Source organism: Enterobacter cloacae complex sp. P17RS (genome assembly GCF_014895885.1).
Taxonomy (GTDB): domain Bacteria; phylum Pseudomonadota; class Gammaproteobacteria; order Enterobacterales; family Enterobacteriaceae; genus Enterobacter; species Enterobacter bugandensis.
This window is the reverse complement of record NZ_JADBQK010000011.1, coordinates 18,306-40,826: the sequence shown is the minus strand read 5'-3', so window position 1 is coordinate 40,826 and position 22,521 is coordinate 18,306. Positions and strand designations below refer to the sequence as shown.

The 22,521-nt window shown below is 55.7% G+C and carries 22 protein-coding genes; 12 read left to right on the top strand and 10 right to left on the bottom strand.

The annotated features are described in order from the left end of the window. The 3 genes from fdxH to fdhE are packed head-to-tail and all read left to right on the top strand — an operon-like array spanning nt 1 to nt 2,461. The gene (gene fdxH / locus IM265_RS11945) at nt 1-903 is read left to right on the top strand and encodes a formate dehydrogenase subunit beta (RefSeq protein WP_003861960.1); all 903 of its coding nucleotides are present in this window, start codon (nt 1-3) and stop codon (nt 901-903) included. Beyond that, nucleotides 900-1,535, top strand: a complete 636-nt coding sequence (fdoI, locus tag IM265_RS11940) for a formate dehydrogenase cytochrome b556 subunit (protein ID WP_015569914.1) — start codon at nt 900-902, stop codon at nt 1,533-1,535. Before fdxH ends, fdoI begins: the two co-directional genes overlap by 4 nt. Continuing rightward, the gene (gene fdhE / locus IM265_RS11935) at nt 1,532-2,461 is read left to right on the top strand and encodes a formate dehydrogenase accessory protein FdhE (RefSeq protein WP_028014872.1); all 930 of its coding nucleotides are present in this window, start codon (nt 1,532-1,534) and stop codon (nt 2,459-2,461) included. Before fdoI ends, fdhE begins: the two co-directional genes overlap by 4 nt. Before the next feature lie 39 nt (nt 2,462-2,500). Here the strand turns inward: fdhE and IM265_RS11930 are convergent, their stop codons facing one another. Together IM265_RS11930 and IM265_RS11925 are read right to left on the bottom strand one after the other, a co-directional pair. After that, nucleotides 2,501-2,875: a PIN domain-containing protein gene (locus IM265_RS11930; protein ID WP_370551790.1), complete on the bottom strand. Its 375-nt coding sequence runs from the start codon at nt 2,873-2,875 to the stop codon at nt 2,501-2,503. Next, nucleotides 2,875-3,117, bottom strand: a complete 243-nt coding sequence (locus tag IM265_RS11925) for a ribbon-helix-helix domain-containing protein (protein WP_015569912.1) — start codon at nt 3,115-3,117, stop codon at nt 2,875-2,877. The genes IM265_RS11930 and IM265_RS11925 overlap by 1 nt, the downstream gene beginning before the upstream one ends. A gap of 198 nt (nt 3,118-3,315) precedes the next feature. Here IM265_RS11925 and IM265_RS11920 point away from each other — a divergent pair, with 198 nt between their 5' ends. After that, nucleotides 3,316-4,236 (top strand): alpha/beta hydrolase, encoded by a 921-nt coding sequence (locus IM265_RS11920; RefSeq protein WP_150145348.1) that lies wholly within the window; start codon nt 3,316-3,318, stop codon nt 4,234-4,236. A gap of 8 nt (nt 4,237-4,244) precedes the next feature. Here the strand turns inward: IM265_RS11920 and fabY are convergent, their stop codons facing one another. The 6 genes from fabY to IM265_RS11890 form a co-directional block, all read right to left on the bottom strand. Next, nucleotides 4,245-5,186 carry a fatty acid biosynthesis protein FabY gene (gene fabY / locus IM265_RS11915; protein ID WP_028014875.1) on the bottom strand — a complete coding sequence of 314 codons (942 nt, stop codon included), beginning with the start codon at nt 5,184-5,186 and terminating at the stop codon, nt 4,245-4,247. 44 nt (nt 5,187-5,230) lie between these two features. Further along, on the bottom strand, nt 5,231-5,668 hold the full coding sequence (gene dtd, locus IM265_RS11910) for a D-aminoacyl-tRNA deacylase (protein ID WP_008501836.1): 438 nt from the start codon (nt 5,666-5,668) through the stop codon (nt 5,231-5,233). Further along, nucleotides 5,665-6,546, bottom strand: coding sequence for a virulence factor BrkB family protein (locus IM265_RS11905; RefSeq protein WP_045260235.1), 882 nt, complete (start codon nt 6,544-6,546; stop codon nt 5,665-5,667). Before IM265_RS11905 ends, dtd begins: the two co-directional genes overlap by 4 nt. Continuing rightward, nucleotides 6,540-7,139 carry a glucose-1-phosphatase gene (gene yihX / locus IM265_RS11900; RefSeq protein WP_045260234.1) on the bottom strand — a complete coding sequence of 200 codons (600 nt, stop codon included), beginning with the start codon at nt 7,137-7,139 and terminating at the stop codon, nt 6,540-6,542. Before yihX ends, IM265_RS11905 begins: the two co-directional genes overlap by 7 nt. 87 nt (nt 7,140-7,226) lie before the next feature. Beyond that, complete coding sequence (locus IM265_RS11895; RefSeq protein WP_028014878.1) at nt 7,227-7,697, bottom strand: hypothetical protein; 471 nt, start codon at nt 7,695-7,697, stop codon at nt 7,227-7,229. Beyond that, entirely contained in the window at nt 7,694-8,437 is a 744-nt protein-coding gene (locus IM265_RS11890) for a winged helix-turn-helix domain-containing protein (protein ID WP_063437454.1), read from the bottom strand. The genes IM265_RS11895 and IM265_RS11890 overlap by 4 nt, the downstream gene beginning before the upstream one ends. Before the next feature lie 547 nt (nt 8,438-8,984). Here IM265_RS11890 and IM265_RS11885 point away from each other — a divergent pair. Together IM265_RS11885 and IM265_RS11880 are read left to right on the top strand one after the other, a co-directional pair. Beyond that, the gene (locus tag IM265_RS11885) at nt 8,985-9,602 is read left to right on the top strand and encodes a helix-turn-helix transcriptional regulator (RefSeq protein WP_193031921.1); all 618 of its coding nucleotides are present in this window, start codon (nt 8,985-8,987) and stop codon (nt 9,600-9,602) included. A gap of 71 nt (nt 9,603-9,673) precedes the next feature. Continuing rightward, complete coding sequence (locus tag IM265_RS11880) at nt 9,674-12,583, top strand: autotransporter outer membrane beta-barrel domain-containing protein (RefSeq protein ID WP_193031923.1); 2,910 nt, start codon at nt 9,674-9,676, stop codon at nt 12,581-12,583. Nucleotides 12,584-12,618: 35 nt separating this feature from the next. Here IM265_RS11880 and IM265_RS11875 read toward each other — a convergent pair whose 3' ends face one another. Beyond that, on the bottom strand, nt 12,619-13,413 hold the full coding sequence (locus IM265_RS11875) for a DeoR/GlpR family DNA-binding transcription regulator (RefSeq protein WP_032644939.1): 795 nt from the start codon (nt 13,411-13,413) through the stop codon (nt 12,619-12,621). 34 nt (nt 13,414-13,447) lie between these two features. After that, on the bottom strand, nt 13,448-14,344 hold the full coding sequence (locus tag IM265_RS11870) for a sugar kinase (protein WP_193031925.1): 897 nt from the start codon (nt 14,342-14,344) through the stop codon (nt 13,448-13,450). Between the two features lie 155 nt (nt 14,345-14,499). Here IM265_RS11870 and yihU point away from each other — a divergent pair, with 155 nt between their 5' ends. The 6 genes from yihU to IM265_RS11840 are packed head-to-tail and all read left to right on the top strand — an operon-like array spanning nt 14,500 to nt 22,476. Beyond that, complete coding sequence (gene yihU, locus IM265_RS11865) at nt 14,500-15,390, top strand: sulfolactaldehyde 3-reductase (RefSeq protein WP_193031927.1); 891 nt, start codon at nt 14,500-14,502, stop codon at nt 15,388-15,390. 17 nt (nt 15,391-15,407) lie between these two features. Beyond that, a complete protein-coding gene (yihT, locus tag IM265_RS11860; RefSeq protein WP_045260226.1) occupies nt 15,408-16,283 on the top strand; it encodes a sulfofructosephosphate aldolase in 876 nt (291 codons plus the stop codon). A 14-nt stretch (nt 16,284-16,297) separates the two neighbouring features. Continuing rightward, nucleotides 16,298-17,539: a sulfoquinovose isomerase gene (gene yihS, locus IM265_RS11855; protein WP_023345127.1), complete on the top strand. Its 1,242-nt coding sequence runs from the start codon at nt 16,298-16,300 to the stop codon at nt 17,537-17,539. Nucleotides 17,540-17,555: 16 nt separating this feature from the next. After that, on the top strand, nt 17,556-19,580 hold the full coding sequence (locus IM265_RS11850) for an alpha-glucosidase (protein WP_193031929.1): 2,025 nt from the start codon (nt 17,556-17,558) through the stop codon (nt 19,578-19,580). A gap of 45 nt (nt 19,581-19,625) precedes the next feature. Beyond that, nucleotides 19,626-21,008, top strand: coding sequence for an MFS transporter (locus IM265_RS11845; protein WP_022649848.1), 1,383 nt, complete (start codon nt 19,626-19,628; stop codon nt 21,006-21,008). 43 nt (nt 21,009-21,051) lie between these two features. Next, entirely contained in the window at nt 21,052-22,476 is a 1,425-nt protein-coding gene (locus IM265_RS11840) for an MFS transporter (protein WP_136484706.1), read from the top strand. Nucleotides 22,477-22,521: the final 45 nt, after the last annotated feature.

Sequence of the window (22,521 nt, the reverse complement as noted above, 5' to 3'; positions counted from 1 at the left end):
ATGGCTTATCAATCTCAAGACATTATCCGTCGTTCCGCGACCAACGGTTTCACACCCGCGCCTCAGGCGCGGGACCACCAGCAGGAAGTGGCGAAGCTGATCGACGTGACCACCTGTATCGGCTGTAAAGCCTGTCAGGTGGCCTGCTCTGAGTGGAACGACATCCGTGACGAAGTGGGTCACAACGTCGGGGTGTACGATAACCCGGCAGACCTGACCGCCAAGTCCTGGACGGTAATGCGTTTCTCGGAAGTGGAGCAGAACGACAAACTGGAATGGCTTATCCGCAAAGACGGCTGTATGCACTGCGCGGATCCGGGCTGCCTGAAGGCGTGTCCGTCAGAAGGAGCTATCATTCAGTATGCCAACGGCATCGTCGACTTCCAGTCCGAGCAGTGCATTGGCTGCGGCTACTGCATCGCGGGCTGTCCGTTCGACGTGCCGCGCATGAACCCGGAAGACAACCGCGTCTACAAATGTACCCTGTGCGTTGACCGCGTTAACGTGGGCCAGGAGCCTGCATGCGTGAAGACCTGCCCAACCGGCGCTATCCACTTTGGCTCCAAAGAGGATATGAAAACGCTGGCGGCAGAGCGCGTGGGCGAGTTGAAAACCCGTGGTTACGACAACGCGGGCCTGTACGATCCGGCCGGGGTTGGCGGTACGCACGTGATGTACGTGCTGCACCACGCCGACAAGCCGAACCTGTATCACGGCCTGCCAGAGAACCCGGAAATCAGCGCCACCGTGAAGTTCTGGAAAGGCATCTGGAAACCGCTGGCCGCGGTGGGCTTTGCTGCCACCTTCGCAGCGAGCATCTTCCACTACGTCGGCGTTGGTCCGAACCGTGCGGAAGAGGAAGACGACAACCTGCATGAAGAGAAAGACGAGGTGCGCAAATGAGAAAACGTGACACCATCGTGCGCTACACCGCGCCGGAACGCATCAACCACTGGGTCACCGCCTTCTGCTTCATGCTGGCGGCGATAAGCGGGCTGGGGTTCTTCTTCCCCTCCTTCAACTGGCTGATGCAGATCCTGGGCACGCCGCAGCTGGCGCGCATCCTTCACCCGTTCGTGGGTGTGGTGATGTTTGCCTCGTTTATCATCATGTTTTTCCGCTACTGGCACCATAACCTAATCAATCGGGATGATATCTTTTGGGCGAAGAATATTCGTAAGATCGTCGTCAACGAGGAAGTAGGTGATACCGGGCGTTATAACTTCGGCCAGAAATGCGTCTTCTGGGCGGCGATTATCTTCCTGGTCCTGTTGCTGGTGAGCGGCGTGATCATCTGGCGTCCGTATTTTGCGCCTGCTTTCTCAATCCCGGTGATCCGATTTGCGCTAATGCTGCATTCATTTGCCGCAGTGGCGTTAATTGTGGTTATCATGGTGCATATTTACGCCGCCCTCTGGGTGAAAGGCACCATTACCGCGATGGTGGAAGGATGGGTAACCAAAACGTGGGCGAAGAAACATCACCCGCGCTGGTACCGTGAAGTCCGCCAGAAACAGGAAAAGTCATCTGAATGAGTATTCGCATAATCCCGCAAGATGAGCTGGGGTCGAGCGAGAAACGTACGGCGGAGTATATTCCGCCGTTGTTATTCCCCAGACTCAAGAACCTCTACAACCGCCGCGCAGAGCGTCTGCGCGAGCTGGCAGAGAACAACCCGCTGGGCGATTTTCTGCGTTTTGCCGCGCTGGTCGCCCATGCGCAGGAGGTGGTGCTGTACGATCACCCGCTGCAAATGGACCTGACCGCGCGCATCAAAGAAGCTAACGAGCAGGGCAAGCCGCCGCTGGATATTCACGTCCTGCCACGCGACAAGCACTGGCATAAGCTGCTTCATTCGCTGATTGCCGAGCTGAAGCCGGAGATGAGCGGCACGGCGCTGGCGGTCATTGAGAACCTGGAAAAAGCCTCCGATCTGGAGCTGGAAGAGATGGCGAGCGCGCTGTTTGCCTCCGACTTCTCGCTGGTCAGCAGCGATAAAGCGCCGTTTATCTGGGCCGCGCTGTCGCTCTACTGGGCGCAAATGGCGAGCCTGATCCCGGGCAAAGCCCGCGCCGAATACGGCGAAGCGCGCCAGTTCTGCCCGGTCTGCGGCTCAATGCCGGTCTCCAGCATGGTGCAGATTGGGACCACGCAGGGGCTGCGCTACCTGCACTGCAACCTGTGTGAAACCGAGTGGCACGTGGTGCGCGTGAAGTGCAGCAACTGCGAGCAGACTCGCGATCTCAACTACTGGTCGCTGGAGAATGAAGACGCGGCGGTGAAAGCCGAAAGCTGCGGCGACTGCGGAACCTACCTGAAGATCCTGTATCAGGAAAAAGACCCGAAAGTTGAAGCGGTGGCCGACGATCTCGCCTCGCTGATTCTGGATGCGAAGATGGAGCAAGAGGGCTTTGCCCGTAGCTCGATCAACCCGTTCCTGTTCCCGGGTGAAGGGGAGTAATCTCCTGTGAGAGTGCCGGGCGGCGCGAGCTTGCCCGGCCTACACCTGGTAAGGCGTAAGGACCTCGTCAATACCCGCAAAAACTTTCGTGTTGCGAGAAATCAACGGACATTTTCTGCTTTGCGCTGTAGCCAGGATGATAGCATCAGGCAGTTTCATTCCATGCTTCTCACGTAGTAAAACGCTTCTTTCCGCGATATCCCGAGACACATCAATAATTTCAAAAGCGCCCATCACGGCTGCCGTTTTCGCTTCATGACCATGCCTGCGAGCGCCCACCATCACTTCCATCCAGGTAATTAAGCTGATGGCACGATGCGACGCGGTATGCTCAATCGCATCCGCAGCTTCAACACGGTTGTTGAAGAGATCAATGAGAATATTGGTATCAAACACTGCCATGTGCTTCATGATTACCACTCCTCACGCAGCTTGCGTTCATACTCAAGCCCGTCCTCTTTTCTGTCTCCCCACAGACCAAGCGCATTTCGGATAACAGAAGAACTCTGCTGGTCGAGATACAGCTCTATCGCTTCGCGAAGCAGTTCGGCACGTGGTTGATTTCGCAATTGCTTGAGGTTATCCAAACGTTGAATCACGTCATCAGACAAATCGATAAGTATTCTGCCCATATCAAGTTCCGCCAAAACGCTCATATATCACCTTAGTATATCATCATTGGTTAATTTTCAGGCAAAATACTCTTTATCAATTTAGGGTCAAAGGACGTTTTTTAGGGAATGATCGATTTTGCGAGCCGCTTTCCACAATATGCACCTCGCAACATTTCTCTGTTTTCATCTGCTGTAAACCAGGCTATAAACTGTATAAACACACAGTAAAAGGACGTAACCATGGCTCTGGAGAAGGGTATTGATAAGCTGGTACAGGAGTTTATTGCCGCAGGACGACCTTCCTCGCGAAAGCAGAGTATTGATGACCGGAGAAGCGGATATGTCGCCAGCACAGCGCTGGCCGGGGAAAAAGAAACTCGTGTCCAGGTTGAAACGCTTATTCTTGAGGATTTGACCTTTCGGGTATTTTCGCCTGTCAATGCCTCTGAAACGTTACCTTGTGCCCTCTACTATCATGGCGGTTGTTTTGTCAGCGGTGGGTTTGAAACCCATGATAATCAGCTTCGCCAACTGGCGTTTTACGGTAACTGTCGGGTCATTGCGGTTCAGTACAGACTCGCACCCGAGCATACCTTCCCCGCAGCGCATGACGATGCAGAGAGAGCGGCAGATCTTGTCTGGCAAAATGCAGAACAATTAGGTGTGGATAAAAACCGGATTACACTTTGTGGAGACAGCGCGGGAGGCCATCTTGCGCTGGTAACGTCATTGCGGCTTAAGGCCAAAGGTCTCTGGGATCCCCCGCAGCTCATTCTTATCTACCCCATGCTCGACGCTACGGCCAGTTTTGAAAGCTATACCCTCAATGGCATGGATTACGTGATTACTCGCGATACCCTTTTGAGCGGCTATGAAATGTATCTGGCTGGAGCCGACCGTCAGCATCCTGAAGTCAGCCCACTGTGGCGCAACGACTTTAGCGGTCTGCCAAAGGTCCACATTGTTACCGCTGAGTATGATCCGTTACGCGACGAAGGCGAGGCGCTTTGTCAGCGCCTCACGGAGCAAGGCGTGAAGTGTACCGCTCAACGATGGCGGGGGGTAATACACGGCTTCTTTCAGTTGAGTGGAATTAGCCAGTCAGCGCGAGACGTTATGCGAGATATTGCCTGGCGCATTAACCATGCCGGACGAGAGTGAGAAGGAGACTACTCCTCCTCGTTCCCGCCCTCTTCATACGCCCCATACGGCTTCGCAGGAAGAACGATATAGGTGCCTTCAAACACCGCGCCCGGCGTTTCATCGCCGAACAGCTCAACCTGCATCTGCACGCGCGCTTTGCGGCCACGTGCCAGACGATCAAGATCGCCGCCCAGCGCGCCAAGGTCCGCCACCGCGCTCGGCTTGCCGCTGATAGGCGCACTGTAGCGGATGTGGGCATCGGCCAGAATAATGGTGCCGCCAAGATGCCGCTCGCGCAGCATTAGCCAGATCAGCCCCCAGCCGGTGAGCGTCGCCAGGGAAAACAGGCTGCCGGCAAACAGGGTGTGGTGAGGGTTCTGATTGCCGGTTTCCGGCATGGTGGTAATGAATTTTTGCCCGGTGTACTGCTGAATGCGCACGCCCATCTTTTCACTCAGAGGGATGTGTTCATACCAGGCCTGCTGCAGCTGCCCGCACCAGTCCGCGCGATGAAGAATATCGTCCAGCGTGGCGATGGGTTTGATCATCAAAAAGTGGCGAATCGGCGTGGTTTGCGGAGCGGTGATTTCACCCTGGTTAACAAAACCGAGTTTGGCAAAAAACTCCACGGCATCTTCCCGGGCGCTACAGGTGACGCGCTTAACGCCTTCCTGACGGGCGACGGACTCCAGCGTCATCGCCATTAGCGTCCCCAGCCCTTTATCCTGCACGGAAGGGTGAACCGCCATAAAACGAATAGACGCTTCGTTATCAGCGTTGATATACAGTCGCCCGACGGCGACGAGGTTGCCCTCTTCGTCCATCACCATCTGATGATGGGCCATCGCATCCCAGGCGTCGCGTTCAGATCCTTTTGGCTGATGCAGTGGCTTGCGCAGCATTTCCCAGCGGAACTGGTAATACGCTTCTAACTCTTCTTCCGTTTGCGGTACTCGAAGGTGATACATAGCTGTACTCTCTCTTGTTACCCGCGGCCACGCCGCCAGTTGGCTCATACCTGGAGCCAGAATGTGACGGGGCCATCGTTCACCAGCGAGACCTGCATATCTGCAGCGAATCGTCCGGTTTGCGTATTCATTTCCTGTTGGCGACAACGCTCAACAAAGTATTCGTAAAGTGCTTCTGCACGATCCGGCGCGGCGCCTTTAGAGAAACTTGGGCGCATGCCGCGCTCGGTATCCGCTGCCAGCGTAAACTGGGAAACCACCAGCACGCTGCCGCCCGCCTGCTGGACGTTCAGATTCATCTTGCCTTCCGCATCGCTGAATATGCGGTAGCCCAGCACGCGCTCGCATAAGCGGTTCGCTTTTTGTTCGTCATCATCCTTTTCGACACCTAACAACACCAAAAGTCCTGGGCCAATTTCACCCGTCACCTCTCCCTCCACGGTGACGCTGGCACGGGTTACGCGCTGTATCAATGCAATCATGGTTGGTCTGCTTCTAATTGTTTTTCAGCTTCTGCTGCTTTTTTAAGTTCGCGGTATACGCCGAGAGTGACAGTTATTTCGGCACCAAGCAAGACGATACACCAGGTCCAGTAAACCCAGACAAATAAAATGGGGATCACCGCCAGCACGCCGTAAATCAGCTGATAAGACGGGAACATGGTGATGTAAAGGGCAAAACCTTTTTTACCCAGTTCAAAAAGCACTGCCGCCACCAACGCCCCAACGACCGCATCGCGGTTAGGCACGCGCGTGGTCGGTACAACGCTATAGAGCAGCCAGAACGAGAGCCAGGACAGGATCAGCGGAAAAATACGCAGCACGTTATCAATCACGCTGTTTAAATCACTCGCCCAGCGCAAGGAGAGAAGATACGAACTGATTGCCAGGCTCGCCCCAGCCAGCAACGGCCCCAGCGTTAAAATCATCCAGTAGACGGCAAAGGAATAGACCTTAGGACGGATTTTTTTGCTTCGCCAGATGGTGTTAAGCGCGCTGTCGATAGAGTACATCAGCAGCAGCGCGGTGACGATAAGGCCGCACGCCCCCACTGCCGTCATCTTGCTGGAGTTAGCAACAAACTGCTCGATGTAGTTCTGGATAACATCCCCGGTGGCCGGAATGAAGTTCGCGAAGACGAAATGGCGAAGCTGCAGGCTAACGTCCGCGAACATCGGGAAAGCGGAAAAGAGCGCAAAGATAACCGCCACCAGCGGCACTAATGAGAGCAACGACACGTAGGCGAGGTTACCCGCCAGCGTGGTCATGTTGTCCTCATCAATGCGGTGCCAGAGCAACTTCAGCCAGGCTCTCAGCGGGCGAGTATGATGCGTGGCTTTTTGATGAACGGTTTTTAGCATAACTGCTTCGCAAAGTAGTTCGGTATCGTCTCTTTTCCGGTCACCAGAATTGACGTGATACCCAACTGGTTAGCTCCCTCTATATTATCGGCGTTGTCATCGAAAAAGACCGCATCGGCCGCGGTGAATCCCTCTGCCTGCAAAACAGCCTGATAAATTCGCGCTTCAGGCTTACGCATACCCATCTCTTGGGAAAGATAGATCTTATCTGCCGCCGCCTTAACTTCGGGGTATTCCTCTGGCCAGAAGGTCGTGTGCAGACGGTTGGTGTTAGACAGCACGACCACCCGGTGCCCCTGCTCGCGCAGTTTGTGCATAATGTCGATCACTTCCGGACGGATCGCGACGAATACCGCCTGCCAGCCGTGAGAAAATTGTTCATAGCTTAACGAAAGCCCCATCTCCTGGCAGAAGCGTTCAGCAAACTCTTCATCGCTAATCTCGCCGCGTTCATGCTGATGGAAGGTCTCACCCATCGCGAAATCCTGCTTTAACGTCGCCAGCGGCACACGGCTAAAGTCGCTCCAGGCACCCAGCACCCGGTTAAAATCGATATCGACGATTACGTTTCCTAAGTCAAAGATATAAAGCATGTTTATCTCCTTTCGCCGTGGAGAGATAACTGTAGCGGGAATCACGAGATTTGACTATGCGTGCCGTCTAAGGTGTGCGATTGATTTTTACGGCGCGTTTTTACGGCAGTACAGCGAAGGGACGTTTGACGCGGCAAAAAGCCACGCTCCACGGTACTCATCAATCATCAGGCTCAGATCTCTTCCCGGCGTGCGATAAAAACCCGGTAGCGTTGCATTGATATCAGCCTCATCCGCACTATCGGCGAAGGTTTTAACAATACGATCGTTATTTAATACGCGCGCGTTCTGGTGATCGCTGTAGTGGAAATAGATGGTGCGGTTGACTTCAGAAACCACGTGACCAAACAGTTTACCGTTAATGACAGCGGTCCCTTCCCGATGCTGCATTCGCCATGAAACCGTTCCTACAAATCGGTTTTTACCAATCGTCCACTCCACATCACCTGTACAGCGTATCGGCGCACTCGAAAAATGCGAATACGCTAACCAGCCGCTGGTAATAGCAGCCCCCAGCAACGCCGCCAGCAAAATAATACGATTCCCGAGTGTCATCATTGCTCATGCGCCCAAAAATAATGCGTGGTACATAACGCTGCCGCGTCATGTCGCGCATCGTTATTACAGACAAACGCCGCGATTCGCTCCGTTTTACTATAGCCGATGAGAAAAATGTATCGGTTTCCGGCACACAGGCTGGGGTAATTTTTTAACAAGCGAAGGTAATGGTCCTGCATATGTTCATTAGGTGCATAAAAGAGTTGGCAGGCGTTGGTCGTGCTGCCCATTGAAAGTGGAATGTAGTGACTAAACGGCATGTTCTGGTGATGTTTATATAATATGACCCCGTTAATAAGCGCGATCAGAAAAAGCGCAGCGGTGGCTATTATTAACCACGCTGGCTTCTTCACCGCGGTGCCCTCGGCTATTGCCGCGTCTTCACTGGCAATTACCGGCTCGGCGGTTGGGGTAAATACTTCAACCTGGGTGGTTTCGGAAAGCGTCAGCCCGCGACGCGAAATCGTTTTTACCGTATCGCGCGGTAACCCCACTTCAGCCAGCGCATTGCGCAATGTCAAAATGGCCTGGTAAAAGGTATTCGGTGTGGTGACATCGTTACGCTCACCCCATCCCACCACCATTAACTGATTTTGCGAAATTATTTCGCCAGGATGGGTAACGAGATAAAGAAAGCAGAGATTGGCAGGAAGCTGCAAATGTATCGTGCGCCCGGTAATATGATTCGCCAGGGTTTTGTTTTCCGGGTCATACTCGACCAGCTTGTTAATAAGATACAATTTTACCTTCCTCTGCAATAACAATATTTAACCCCACAAACCCAAAAAACATACGTATATTTAACAACAGTATAGGTCAGAAGGATTAGAGCGCGACATACCCGTACCTAAGATTTGAAACATCGCATTATTTTTCAATTGATTACAAGTCGGTTTTCTTAGGTGAGCCTCAGCTAAAAGGACATAATGAGATTTCATTACACTTCACCAGGTCAAATAATTATATTGAGCCACACGTTGAGAAAAGACTGACGTTCAGGCAGATCGAGGTGACGATTCTTTAGCTATTAGTGCTATTTCGTCAATTTCCTTCCGGGGTTGTTTTTGCCGAATAATCTTAATGGATTGATGAATATTCCTGGGTAAGGTCTGGCAATCAATGTTCTGTCGCTATGTCTGCGGCCTGCAAGAATAGAGACAGCCAGGAATTTATTTTCTCTGGCATTATTTCTCATAAATACGACAGAAACGCTGGATATGTTTCAAGATTGACACATTTGAAAGGCAGTGAAATATTGATAATGAAAATAAGACAGGAGTGGACTGGATGATAACATCGTCGCAAAAGGTTGTCCGCTGTATAAGCTGCGAATTGTCCTGTCAGTTATTTCCGGATAACACGGTGCGTTCACAATACTGTGGCAGCGCCTCCTTCGCAGTTTGGCCGGTGGGGAATTATTTCCTGCAACTTGCAGTAGAAAATAAAATATTGTCTGGGAACAAGAATCATTTATTACGCGGATTTATTTTTGTAGATTTTTCGATGTATAACCTGCGCCTGCTTGTCGATCCGCAATGGATTGAACATCTGGCGATGACCAATATGCACATCGTGCTTATCGCGGACCGTAAACTGGAGGCGTTGGCTCACTACTTTTTCGCTCACCACAGTGAAATAAAGGGAATTATTTATTCAGATGACGATGACGCTATATTGCAGGAAAAAATTAACCATCTTTTTTCCGGCAGGCGAGTGAGCAGCAGGCGTGGTAATACCCTGAACACTGTTGAATTCACTTTACTTAACAGACTTATTTCAGGGGTGTGTCTCCGGGAGATAATAAAAACAACCAGCGTTGATGTGAAAAAAATTTACGTTCATAAAATACGATTAGAGAGGAAGTTAGGTACCAGCATTCATAAAATACTCGTTTCTATTTTGTAATTTCAACTTCTTAACATACCCACATTTAATGATGTGGAGGATGTTTTACGCCTGAAAGAAAGGGGGCAGTTATGCCATATTTATTGAAACATTCACCTGTCGCCGTTGCGATTTCGCTGGCACTATCGTCAGCGCTATTTACCGCGAATGCTGCAGTTATCGATTTTGCTAATTTACCAGCCACCGGAGCAGTAACGGATTTGCCTGCGGAAATACAGGCGCTGATTCCTGCAACGGCAAACGCGAACTTTAGCAAAAATACCAGCGATCCTAACTATGTCTACCAGTACAGCCCTGGCAATATTCCAGTCTACGGGGATGGGATCACTCTCGAAGGGCCGGGGGCGGAAGCCTTTGAGCACTCCGTGACCGTTATTCAGAACTCCACGTCCGGCAGCCCGGGGGTGATATTTGGTGACGACCTGACTATTCGTACCCAGTCAAAAGTGGCTGCCAATAACGGTAAAGATGTCGACGGTATTCGTACCCACGGTATGAACACGCCGAATAACCCAGTGTTTATCATTACCGGCGACCGCACCCACATTTACGTTAATGGCCAAAGCGGCGATGGCATCAATGCCGGGTACAGCTCCTTCAGCCAGGGTTCTCTCGGCTCCGCCAATATTTATGTGGGTGACGATCTCTATATCGAAACCACTGGCAGTACCGGTCGCGGTATTAGCGCCTATGCACTGAATGATGCCTCGAAGGCCAAAAATAACATTGTCGTCGGCGATCGTGCGCATATTGTGACGCGGGGTACCTACGCCGAGGGGATTCGTACCAACCAGAGCGGCTCATCCGTCCGTCTGGGGGATGAGGCCACCATCGAAACGTTTGGCACCTCGGCCTACGGCCTGTATGCGGGTTCTGCCTCCAGAATCGAGCTGGGAAAAAAAGCGACCATTACCACCGACGCAGCCAGTGCCTCCGGCGTGTACTCTACCGGCTCGTCAACCATCACCCTTGATGAAGGCGCGACCATCACCACCAACGGTGCCAGCGCGCATGGCATCTACGCTTATACAGCAGCGGTAAATGTGGGAGATAACGTCACCATTGCGGTCAACAGCAGCGAGAAAACCAGCAGCTCCGCCCAGGCACCGCACGGGATGTATGCCTGGTCACGCGGCGTGATAACGCTCGACGGTGGGGCAACCATTACCACCGCAGGCCAGCGCGACCAGGGTAGCTATGCCCTGAACGCCAGCAATGGCGGAATTATTGATGCCTCTGCAGGCGGAAAATTCCTCCTTAACGGCGATATCCTCGCCGCAGGTGGCGTCGCGGCCAACAGTACCCTTCCGGCACAAAACAGTACCATTACGCTGACAATGGGTAACAGCTCGCTGTGGAACGGAGCATCGTACATAGAAAGCAACGCTGCCGGGACCGGTACTCTTGCGCTTACGATGAATGATGCCGTCTGGAATATGCGCGACAGCTCAACGCTGACCAGCCTGACCCTGAACGCGGGCGGCACGATAAATTTCCAGCATGCTGAGGACGCGGCCTGGCAAACCCTGACCATCAACGAGGATTACACAGGCAACGGCGGTAAGCTGGTTTTCAATACCGTGCTGTCTGACGATACCTCTGAAACTGACAGGCTGATTGTTGAAGGAAACACATCCGGTCGTACCGCGGTTGACGTAAACAACATTGGTGGTGCAGGCGCACAAACCGTTGAAGGGATTGAAATAGTCAGCGTTGGCGGCAACTCGGAGGGAACGTTTGAGAAGGCCAGCCGTATCGTAGCGGGGGGTTATGACTATAACGTTGTGCAGAAAGGTAAGAACTGGTTTCTGACCAGCCTGGCTGAACCCGTTGACCCACCGATCGACCCGGTAGATCCGCCAGTTGAACCGGTAGACCCGCCTGTTGACCCGGTGGATCCACCTGTTGACCCTGTCGACCCGCCTGTCGTCCCGGTAGATCCGCCCGTCGACCCGGTGATTCCGCCGCAAGAACCGGTACCGCCACCTGCGCCGCCGAAAAGCGAGCATCAGTATCGCCCAGAATTTGGCAGCTATCAGGCAAACAGCTATGCGGCAAATACGCTGTTTATGACCCGCCTGCACGATCGTCTGGGTGAAACGCAGTACACCGACATGCTCACCGGCGAGCAAAAAGTGACGAGCCTTTGGATGCGAAACGTCGGCGGGCATGCGCGTTTCAACGACGGCAGCGGCCAGCTAAAAACGACAGCCAACCGTTACGTACTGCAGTTGGGTGGCGATATCGCCCAATGGAGCACAGATGGCCTGGACCGCTGGCATCTTGGCCTGATGGCGGGCTACGGTAACAGCCAGAGCCGGAGCGCTTCCAGCCTGACCGGATACCACTCACGTGGCGAAGTGAATGGCTATAGCGTAGGTCTGTACGGTACCTGGTACGCAAACGAAGCCGATAAAAGCGGCACCTACGTTGATAGCTGGGTGCTGTATAACTGGTTTGACAATAAGGTGATGGGGCAGGACCAGGCGACCGAGCGTTATCGCTCCAGCGGCATAACCGCCTCTGTCGAAGCGGGCTATAGCGTTAAGGTGGGTGAAAGCGGCCGCAACAGCTACTGGATCCAGCCGAAGGCGCAGGCCGTTTGGATGGACGTGCAGGCTGACGACCATCGCGAGCGTAACGGCACGCGGGTGAAAGACGAAACCCAGGGCAACCTGATGACGCGTCTCGGCGTGAAGGCCTATATCAGCGGACATAACGCGATGGATGACGCTAAATCACGCACCTTCCAGCCGTTTATTGAAGCGAACTGGATCCACAATACCCAGACCACGCGCATCCGCATGGATGACGTCAGCAATGAGATGCGCGGTACGCGCAATATTGGTGAGTTAAAGACGGGCGTAGAGGGGCAGATTACCCCGCAGCTTAGCGTCTGGGGCAATGTGGCACAGCAGATTGGCGATAAAGGCTACAGCGATACGCAGGGAATGCTGGGAATAAAATACAGCTTCAAATAACAAAAAAGCCGCTGAGAAATCAGCGGCTTTTTGCTTCAGGCGATATCATCGCTGGTACAGGCCAGCACCGTTTCAACCTTGCTGGATTTCAGATGATTTTGCAGCGCCGAGCCGGGCATCTCATCGGTGAAAAGAGCCGTTGTCTGCGCCACGTTGCCAATTTCCACCGCGGCGGATGCGTTAAATTTCGTATGATCGGCCGCCAGCAAAATGTGGCGAGAGTGGGCCATCATGGTTTTCACCACGCTGGCTTCATTCACGTCAAACTCCATCATCGCGCCGTCGTGCTCAATCGCACCGACGCTGGTCACGAGATAGTCCGCCCGAAAACCAGACACAAACGCCGTCGCCGCAGGCCCGATAATGCCGCCGTTGTGCGGGCGCAGCGTGCCGCCCGGCACCATCACTTCAAAGCGCGGGTTCTTATACAGAATATGCGCCACCCGCAGGCTGTTGGTGATGATGCGCAGATGATTATGGTTAAGCAGCGCCCGGGCAACGTGCTCTACAGTCGTGCCGATGGTGATGAAAATAGTTGAGCCGTCGGGAATATAGTCCGCAATCGCCTCGGCAATCGCCCGCTTCTCTTCGGTAAGCGACACTTCGCGCTGTTCGAACGCCGTGTTCACCACGCTGGATGCCCTGCCCGCGCCGCCGTGATGACGCGTGATCAGCCCCTGCTCGCTGAGCTTACGGATATCCCGGCGCACCGTTTGCGTCGACACGTCCAGCAGCTGCGCCAGTTCATCAATGTTCATATAGCCGCGATCGGCAATCAGCGTCAGCAGCTGATCGTGACGCGGGTTGCCGGTCAGTTCGGTAAGGCTCATGGGCTGTCCTCTGAAAACCATCACGCTCCGCATTTTATACAAAAAGTGACAAAAAAGAGCGGGTTTGATCACAGTCGGGTATACCCGCGCGCCCGCCGGGCTTTGTGCATTTCAGGGCTGCGACGGCGCTGGCAAAACGCACGGCGTCTGCGGCGGTGGATTGCTGTCCCAGGCTGAACGCCAGCGCGCCGTGGAAAACGTCGCCCGCGCCGGTGGTATCCACCACGTTCACCTCAAAGCCGGATTGATGACACAAGGCGCTGTTTTCCAGCCAGTAGCAGCCGTCTCGCCCCTGAGTGACATACACATGTCCATTTGTGAGCATTTGTGCTTTTTTAAGAGCATCTTCTGCTTTATCCAACTGAGTTAGTCGCCGCAGGCCCGGCGCGGAGAAGGCCGCGTGGTCGCTTAAGGCTATCAGCTCCGCGATGTCCTGCGGGGTAACGTCAGCATCAAGCAAAGTAGGAACGCCCTGCTGACGGGCCAGCGTAAACGCCTGTTTTGCCCCGTCATGCCAGCGCACGTCTGCTAACACGATATCCCATTGCGAGAAGTCGATTTCATGCAGCCAGTCTGCCGTGGCAGGGAGATCGGGGCTGGGATAGTTGGCAATCACTCGTTCTCCGCCTGCGTCCACCAGCACCGCGGATTGTGACGATCGGGCACCTTTAAACACGCGTGTATAGCGGGTGTTTACCCCCAGGGATTCCAGCTCCGCAAGCAGCCGTCTGCCGGTATCGTCGTCCCCCACCCGGCCAATAAAATCCACTTCCGCACCCAGTTTTGCCGCGGCCACCGCCGCCGTGGCCGCCGGGCCACCGCCCACTTCCGTATAGTCTTTCGCGACATATTTCCCTCCTTCCTTAGGTAAATCATCGAGATACCAGATGCGATCCAGCACGGTAATGCCGACACAAACGATGCGAGTCATGGTGATTCCTTCTGCGATTTCTGATGCCTTCATTTTAATTTCACCAAATGTTTAAAAAGTGACCCGTGTCAATTTTTTGACTATAAATTACAAATACGATCAAAAACAGACAACACAAACGCGCAGAAATTGACACGATGTGACAGGAGAGAGGCATGTCAGCAATCGCATTTATCGGTTTAGGGCAGATGGGCGCGCCAATGGCGAAGAATCTGTTAAAGCAAGGCCACCAGCTTAACGTGTTTGACGTGAACCCGCAGGCGGTTCAGGCGCTGGTGGAGAGCGGCGCACGGGCGGCGGCTACGCCCGCTCAGGCCGCAACGGACGCCGAATTCGTCATTACCATGCTGCCAAACGGCGACCTGGTGCGCAGCGTGCTGTTCGGCGAGCACGGCGTGTGCGAAGGGTTATCCCGCGACGCGCTGGTGATTGATATGTCCACCATCCACCCGCTGCAAACCGACGCGCTGATCCGCGACATGGCTGAACGCGGCTTCAGCCTGATGGACGTGCCCGTGGGACGCACGTCCGACCATGCCATCGCCGGCACGCTGCTTCTGCTGGCGGGCGGCACCGCGCAGCAGGTGGAACGCGCCACCCCCGTCTTAATGGCGATGGGCAATGAGCTGATTAACGCCGGCGGGCCGGGCATGGGCATCCGCGTAAAGCTCATCAATAACTACATGAGCATCGCCCTGAACGCGCTTTCCGCCGAGGCGGCCGTGTTGTGTGAAGCGCTTAGCCTCTCCTTTGACGTGGCGCTGAAGGTGATGAGCGGCACGCCGGCGGGTAAAGGCCACTTCACTACCTCATGGCCGAACAAGGTGCTGAAAGGGGATCTTTCCCCGGCCTTCATGATCGACCTTGCGCATAAAGATCTGGGGATCGCCCTGGACGTGGCTAACCAGCTCCATGTTCCGATGCCGCTGGGCGCGGCGTCCCGCGAAGTTTACAACCAGGCTCGCGCCGCCGGGCGCGGGCGCGAAGACTGGACGGCCATTCTTGAACAGGTTCGCGCATCTGCCGGGCTGAAAAAATCACACTGATACGAAAGGACTGAGGAATGACGATGTACACCCTGAAAGATATCACCCGACCTTCCGGCGGTTTTGCAATGCTGGCCGTGGATCAGCGCGAAGCGATGCGCCTGATGTTTGCCGCCGCAGGCGCGCCGGTGCCGGTAACCGACCAGCACCTGACGGATTTTAAGGTCAACGCGGCGAAGATTCTGTCGCCGTACGCCTCTGCCATTCTCGTCGACCAGCAGTTCTGCTATCGCCAGATTGTGGAGCAGCAGGCCGTAGCCAACAGCTGCGCGATGATTGTGGCGGCCGACGAGTTTATTCCGGGGAATGGTATTCCGGTCGACAGCGTGGTGATCGACAAAAGCATCGACGCCCAGGCGGTCAAACGCGACGGCGGCAAGGCGCTGAAGCTGCTGGTGCTGTGGCGTAGCGATGAAGATCCGCAGCAGCGCCTGGAGATGGTGAAAGCGTTCAATACGCTGTGCCACGACAACGGGCTGCTGAGCATTATCGAGCCGGTGGTACGTCCGCCGCGTCGCGGAGCCGAATTTAACCGCGAACAGGCGATTATCGATGCGGCTAAAGAGCTGGGCGACAGCGGTGCCGACCTCTACAAGGTGGAGATGCCGCTGTTTGGTAAGGGCACGCAGCAGGAACTGCTGGCGGCCTCGCAGAAGCTGAACGAGAACATCGCCATGCCGTGGGTGATCCTCTCCTCCGGCGTGGACGATAAGCTGTTCCCGCGCGCCGTGAGCGTGGCGATGCAGGCAGGGGCATCGGGCTTTTTAGCCGGTCGCGCCGTCTGGTCATCGGTGATTGGCCTGCCGGATACCGAGCTGATGCTGCGTGATATTTCCGTACCAAAACTTCAGCGTCTGGGTGAGATCGTCGACGAAATGATGGCTCGCCGTTAAAAAAGGACCCGAACATGAAATGGTTTAACACCCTGAGCCACAACCGCTGGCTCGAACAAGAGACCGACCGCATTCTCGATTTCGGCAAAAACGCCGCCGTACCGACCGGCTTTGGCTGGCTGGGCAATAACGGGCAGGTTCGCAGCGATATGGGCACCCATCTGTGGATCACCGCCCGCATGCTTCACGTGTACGCGGTGGCGGCGAACATGGGCCGTCCCGGCGCGTATGCCCTGGTTGAACACGGCATTAATGCCCTCAACGGCCCGCTACGCGACAAACAGCACGGCGGCTGGTACGCCTGCGTAAACGATGAAGGCGTCATTGATGCCTCCAAGCAGGGCTATCAGCACTTCTTCGTCCTGCTGGGCGCGGCGAGCGCCGTCACCACCGGTCACCCGCAGGCACGCAAGCTGCTGGACGATGCCATCGAGGTGATTGAGCGCTACTTCTGGAGCGAACAGGAGCAGATGTGCCTGGAGTCCTGGGATGAAGCCTTCAGCAAAACGGAAGATTACCGCGGCGGTAACGCCAACATGCACGCCGTGGAAGCCTTCCTGATTGTCTATGACGTGACCCATGACCGCAAATGGCTCGACCGCGCCCTGCGCATCGCCTCGGTGATTATTCACGACGTAGCGCGCAAAGGTGAGTATCGCGTAAACGAGCATTTCGACACCGACTGGAACCCGATCCGCGATTACAACATCGATAACCCTGCTCACCGCTTCCGCGCCTACGGCGGCACACCGGGACACTGGATTGAGTGGGGCCGCCTGATGCTGCACCTGCGCGCCGCGCTGGAAGCCCGCTTTGAAACCCCGCCTGAATGGCTGCTGGAAGATGCGAAAGGCCTGTTCCACGCCACCATCCGCGACGCCTGGGCACCCGACGGCGCCGACGGGTTTGTCTACTCCGTGGGCTGGGACGGCAAGCCTATCGTGCGGGAACGCGTGCGCTGGCCAATCGTCGAGGCGATGGGCACGGCCTATGCCCTCTATACCGTGACCGGCGAGGCGCAGTACGAAGCCTGGTATCAGAAGTGGTGGGATTACTGCATCAAGTACCTGATGGATTACGAAAACGGTTCCTGGTGGCAGGAGCTGGACACCAATAACGAAGTGACCACCAAAGTCTGGGACGGCAAGCAGGATATTTACCATCTGCTGCACTGCCTGGTGATCCCCCGCCTGCCGCTGGCGCCGGGCTTAGCGCCTGCCGTCGCCGCCGGATTGCTGGATAGCCAGGCCAAATAATAAAGACGGAGTTTTTATGCGTACCCTACACAATATTGACCTGAAAAATAACGAACGTGGCTTCACCCTGCGCTGGCAGGATCGCCTGATTTTATCCCACTCCGAAGAAGCGCCTTGCCTGTGGATCGGAGCAGGCGAAGCCGATATCGAGATGTTTCGCGGCAATTTCAGCATTAAAGACAAGCTCAACGAAAAGATTGCCCTGACGGACGCGACCGTCACGCAGCAAAGCGCGGGCTGGGCGATCCGCTTTACCCGCGGCGATGCGGTGAGCGCCACGCTGCTGGTGGGCGTGGATGCGGAAGGCCGTCTGGAGCTGAAGCTGAAAAATGATGCCGCCAGCCATAACCGCATCTGGCTGCGGCTGGCGGCGCAGCCGGAAGATCATATCTACGGCTGCGGCGAGCAGTTCTCGTACTTCGATCTGCGCGGCAAGCCGTTCCCGCTGTGGACCAGCGAGCAGGGCGTGGGCCGCAACAAGCAGACCTACGTCACCTGGCAGGCCGACTGTAAAGAGAACGCGGGCGGCGATTACTACTGGACCTTCTTTCCGCAGCCTACCTTTGTGAGCACCCAGAAGTACTACTGCCACGTGGATAACAGCTGCTACATGAACTTTGACTTCAGCGCGCCGGATTTCCACGAGCTGGCGTTCTGGGAAGATAACGCCACGCTGCGCTTCGAATGTGCGGAAACGTACGTCGATCTGCTGGAAAAACTCACCGGCCTGCTGGGGCGCCAGCCTGAGCTGCCGGACTGGGTGTACGACGGCGTGACGCTGGGCATCCAGGGCGGCACCGAGGTGTGCCAGCAGAAGCTCGACGCTATGCGCGAGGGCGGCGTGAAGGTGAACGGCATCTGGGCGCAGGACTGGTCCGGCATCCGCATGACCTCCTTCGGCAAACGCGTGATGTGGAACTGGAAGTGGAACAGCGCGCTCTATCCGCAGCTTGACGAGCGGATCGGGCAGTGGAAGCAGGAGGGCGTACAATTCCTCTCCTATATCAACCCGTACGTCGCCAGCGATAAAGATCTCTGCGAAGAGGCGGCGAAACGCGGCTATCTGACCAAAAACGCCAACGGTGAGGACTACCACGTTGAATTCGGCGAGTTCTACGCGGGCGTTATCGACCTGACCAACCCGGAAGCCTACGGCTGGTACAAAGAGGTCATTAAAAAGAACCTGATCGAACTGGGCTGCGGCGGCTGGATGGCCGATTTCGGGGAATATCTGCCGACCGATACCTTCCTGCACAACGGCGTGAGCGCAGAGATCATGCATAACGCCTGGCCTGCCCTGTGGGCGAAATGTAACTACGAGGCGCTTCAGGAGACCGGCAAACTCGGCGAGATCCTGTTCTTCATGCGCGCGGGCTACACCGGCAGCCAGAAGCACTCGGTGATGATGTGGGCGGGGGATCAGAACGTCGACTGGAGCCTGGATGACGGCCTGGCGTCCGTCATCCCTGCGGCGCTGTCGCTGGCGATGACCGGGCACGGCCTGCACCACAGCGACATCGGCGGCTATACCACCCTGTTCGAGATGAAGCGCAGCAAGGAGCTGCTGCTGCGCTGGTGCGACTTCAGCGCCTTTACGCCGATGATGCGTACCCACGAGGGCAACCGCCCTGGCGACAACTGGCAGTTCGACGGCGATGCGGAAACCATCGCGCACTTCGCGCGCATGACCACCGTGTTCACCACCCTGAAGCCGTACATCAAAGCTGCGGTTGCGCAGAACGCGAAAAGCGGCCTGCCGGTGATGCGTCCGCTGTTCCTGCACTATGAGGACGACGCGCGCGCCTACACGCTGAAATACCAGTACCTGTTTGGCCGCGATCTGCTGGTGGCACCGGTTCATGAAGAGGGCCGCCGGGACTGGTCGCTCTATCTGCCGCAGGACAGCTGGGTCAATGCGTGGACGGGGGAAATCTGCCAGGGCGGTGACGTGACCGTTGATGCCCCGATCGGCAAGCCGCCGGTCTTCTATCGCCAGCACAGCGAATGGGCAGATCTGTTTAGCACCTTACGTGATATCTGATAAGGCTCGCCCGCAGGGAAACCTGCGGGCAGACGGAGAACAATAATGAGTCAACATACTTCCGATCCGGCAACCCTACGCCTGCCGTTTAAAGAAAAACTCGCCTACGGGATGGGCGATCTCGGCTCTAACATCCTGCTGGATATCGGCACGCTCTATTTGCTGAAGTTTTACACCGACGTGCTGGGGCTGCCCGGCACCTACGGCGGGATTATCTTCCTGATTGCGAAGTTTTTTACCGCCTTCACCGATATGGGCACCGGAATCATGCTCGACTCCCGGCGCAAGATTGGCCCGAAAGGGAAATTCCGCCCGTTCGTGCTGTATGCCGCCTTCCCGGTGACCTTGCTGGCAATTGCCAACTTCGTCGGTACGCCATTTGAGATGACCGGCAAAACGGTGATGGCAACGGTGCTGTTCATGCTGTACGGCCTGTTCTTCAGCATGATGAACTGCTCTTACGGCGCGATGGTGCCCGCCATCACCAAAAACCCGGACGAGCGCGCCTCGCTGGCGGCCTGGCGTCAGGGCGGCGCCACGCTCGGCCTGCTGCTCTGTACGGTGGGTTTTGTTCCGGTGATGAACCTGATTGAAGGCAATGACCAGCTTGGCTACATCTTTGCCGCCACCCTCTTCTCGCTGTTCGGGCTGTTCTTTATGTGGTGGTGCTATAAGGGCGTTACCGAGCGTTACGTCGAGACGCAGCCCGCTAACCCGGCACAAAAGCCGGGGCTGCTGCAGTCGTTTCGCGCCATTGCCGGGAACCGCCCGCTGTTTATCCTGTGTATTGCGAACCTGTGCACGCTAGGCGCGTTTAACGTTAAGCTCGCCATTCAGGTCTACTACACGCAGTACGTGCTGAACGACCCGATCCTGCTGTCGTACATGGGCTTCTTCAGCATGGGCTGTATTTTTATCGGCGTCTTTATGATGCCCGGCGCGGTGCGGCGCTTCGGCAAGAAAAAGGTCTATATCAGCGGGCTGGCAATTTGGGTGGCGGGCGATCTGCTTAACTACTTCTTCGGCGGCGGCTCGGTGAGCTTTGTGGCGTTTTCCTGCCTGGCGTTCTTCGGCTCCGCGTTCGTGAACAGTCTGAACTGGGCGCTGGTATCCGATACCGTGGAATATGGCGAGTGGCGCACCGGCGTACGCTCCGAGGGGACGGTCTATACCGGCTTTACCTTCTTCCGTAAGGTCTCGCAGGCGCTGGCGGGCTTCTTCCCGGGGATCATGCTCACCCAGATCGGCTACGTGCCCAACGTGGTGCAGTCCGCTGGGACGGTTGAAGGGCTGCGGCAGCTGATATTTATCTACCCGAGCCTGCTGGCGGTCATCACCATCGTGGCGATGGGCTGCTTCTACAACCTCAACGAGAAGATGTATGTGCGCATCGTGGAAGAGATCGAACTGCGCAAACGTACGGCCTAAATGACGTGATAGAGCGCCCTGCGGGGCGCTCTGAGGATCGACCATGACATACAATACTGATCCGTTAACCCTGAAATTGAGCCTGCGAGAGAAGTGCGCCTACGGGATGGGCGATTTTGGCTCGAATCTGATGCTGTGTATTGGCACGCTGTACCTGCTGAAGTTTTACACCGATGAACTGGGGATGCCCGCGTTCTACGGCGGCATAATTTTCCTGGTGGCGAAGTTTTTTACCGCGTTCACCGACATGCTGACCGGCGTGCTGCTGGATTCCCGGCGAAACATCGGCGCGCGGGGAAAATTCCGGCCATTCATTTTGTATGCCTCCGTGCCGGTGGCGCTGGTCGCGACGGCGCAGTTTATGGCCAACGACTTTAGCCTGACGGTGAAAACGGCGCTCGCCACCGTGCTCTTCATGATGTTTGGGCTCTGCTATAGCCTGATGAACTGTGCCTATGGTGCGATGGTCCCTGCCATCACCAAAAACCCGAACGAGCGCGCGCAGTTGGCGGCGTGGCGACAGGGTGGCGCCACGGTGGGGCTGTTGCTCTGCACCGTCGGCTTTATGCCCATTCAGGCGCTGTTCGTCCACCAGCCATCCCTCGGCTATCTGGTGGCTGCGCTGGTGTTCGCCACCGGCGGCCTGTTCTGCATGTGGTGGTGCTACAGCGGGGTGAAAGAGCGCTATGTCGAGATAACGCCCGATCACCATAAGCCCGGCATTCTTAAATCGTTCTGCGCGATTTTCCGCAATCCGCCGCTGCTGGTGCTGTGCATTGCCAACCTGTGTACTCTCGCCGCGTTCAACATCAAGCTGGCGATTCAGGTCTATTACACCCAGTACGTGCTGAACGATCTGCATCTGCTGTCGTGGATGGGCTTTTTCAGCATGGGCTGCATTCTGATTGGCGTGTTTCTGGTGCCCGGCGCGGTGAAGCGCTTTGGCAAGAAGCCGGTCTATCTGGGCGGGCTGGCGCTGTGGGCGGTGGGCGACGTGCTGAACTTCTTCTGGGGAACCAGCTCCCTGCTGTTCGTGCTCTTTTCCTGCATGGCCTTTTTCGGCACCGCGTTTGTGAACAGCCTGAACTGGGCGCTGGTGCCGGATACCGTTGATTACGGCGAGTGGAAAACCGGCATTCGCGCCGAGGGATCGGTTTACACCGGCTACACCTTCTCGCGCAAAATCTCCGCCGCTCTCGCCGGCTTCCTGCCCGGCATCATGCTGACCCAGATCGGCTACGTTCCTCATGCGGTGCAGAGCGCGGGCACGCTGCTGGGTTTGCGTCAGCTTATTTTCCTCTGGCCGTGCGGCCTGGCAATCGTCGCCGCAGTGACCATGGGGCTGTTTTATAAACTCAACGAAGCGCGCTTCGCCTTTATTATCGAGGAGATTGGAAAACGGAAAAAACAGTCAGCGAATACCCCTGAGATAACACCCAACAATAAAGCGTCAGCAGTCACTTTATAACAATAAATTCGGCCCGTATTTCCTTCCTGTTCATCAGGAGGGAGG

Coding starts and splice junctions, on each gene's coding strand:
- IM265_RS11880 (WP_193031923.1), top strand. CDS start 9,674: ATGCCATATTTATTGAAACATTCACCTGTCGCCGTTGCGATTTCGCTG.
- yihX (WP_045260234.1), bottom strand. CDS start 7,139: ATGCTTTATATCTTTGACTTAGGAAACGTAATCGTCGATATCGATTTT.
- IM265_RS11840 (WP_136484706.1), top strand. CDS start 21,052: ATGACATACAATACTGATCCGTTAACCCTGAAATTGAGCCTGCGAGAG.
- IM265_RS11845 (WP_022649848.1), top strand. CDS start 19,626: ATGAGTCAACATACTTCCGATCCGGCAACCCTACGCCTGCCGTTTAAA.
- IM265_RS11905 (WP_045260235.1), bottom strand. CDS start 6,546: ATGCTAAAAACCGTTCATCAAAAAGCCACGCATCATACTCGCCCGCTG.
- IM265_RS11920 (WP_150145348.1), top strand. CDS start 3,316: ATGGCTCTGGAGAAGGGTATTGATAAGCTGGTACAGGAGTTTATTGCC.
- IM265_RS11850 (WP_193031929.1), top strand. CDS start 17,556: ATGCGTACCCTACACAATATTGACCTGAAAAATAACGAACGTGGCTTC.
- IM265_RS11870 (WP_193031925.1), bottom strand. CDS start 14,344: ATGACTCGCATCGTTTGTGTCGGCATTACCGTGCTGGATCGCATCTGG.
- IM265_RS11875 (WP_032644939.1), bottom strand. CDS start 13,413: ATGAGCCTTACCGAACTGACCGGCAACCCGCGTCACGATCAGCTGCTG.
- IM265_RS11925 (WP_015569912.1), bottom strand. CDS start 3,117: ATGAGCGTTTTGGCGGAACTTGATATGGGCAGAATACTTATCGATTTG.
- fdhE (WP_028014872.1), top strand. CDS start 1,532: ATGAGTATTCGCATAATCCCGCAAGATGAGCTGGGGTCGAGCGAGAAA.
- dtd (WP_008501836.1), bottom strand. CDS start 5,668: ATGATTGCATTGATACAGCGCGTAACCCGTGCCAGCGTCACCGTGGAG.
- IM265_RS11885 (WP_193031921.1), top strand. CDS start 8,985: ATGATAACATCGTCGCAAAAGGTTGTCCGCTGTATAAGCTGCGAATTG.
- IM265_RS11895 (WP_028014878.1), bottom strand. CDS start 7,697: ATGATGACACTCGGGAATCGTATTATTTTGCTGGCGGCGTTGCTGGGG.
- yihS (WP_023345127.1), top strand. CDS start 16,298: ATGAAATGGTTTAACACCCTGAGCCACAACCGCTGGCTCGAACAAGAG.
- fdoI (WP_015569914.1), top strand. CDS start 900: ATGAGAAAACGTGACACCATCGTGCGCTACACCGCGCCGGAACGCATC.
- fabY (WP_028014875.1), bottom strand. CDS start 5,186: ATGTATCACCTTCGAGTACCGCAAACGGAAGAAGAGTTAGAAGCGTAT.
- yihT (WP_045260226.1), top strand. CDS start 15,408: ATGACGATGTACACCCTGAAAGATATCACCCGACCTTCCGGCGGTTTT.
- yihU (WP_193031927.1), top strand. CDS start 14,500: ATGTCAGCAATCGCATTTATCGGTTTAGGGCAGATGGGCGCGCCAATG.
- fdxH (WP_003861960.1), top strand. CDS start 1: ATGGCTTATCAATCTCAAGACATTATCCGTCGTTCCGCGACCAACGGT.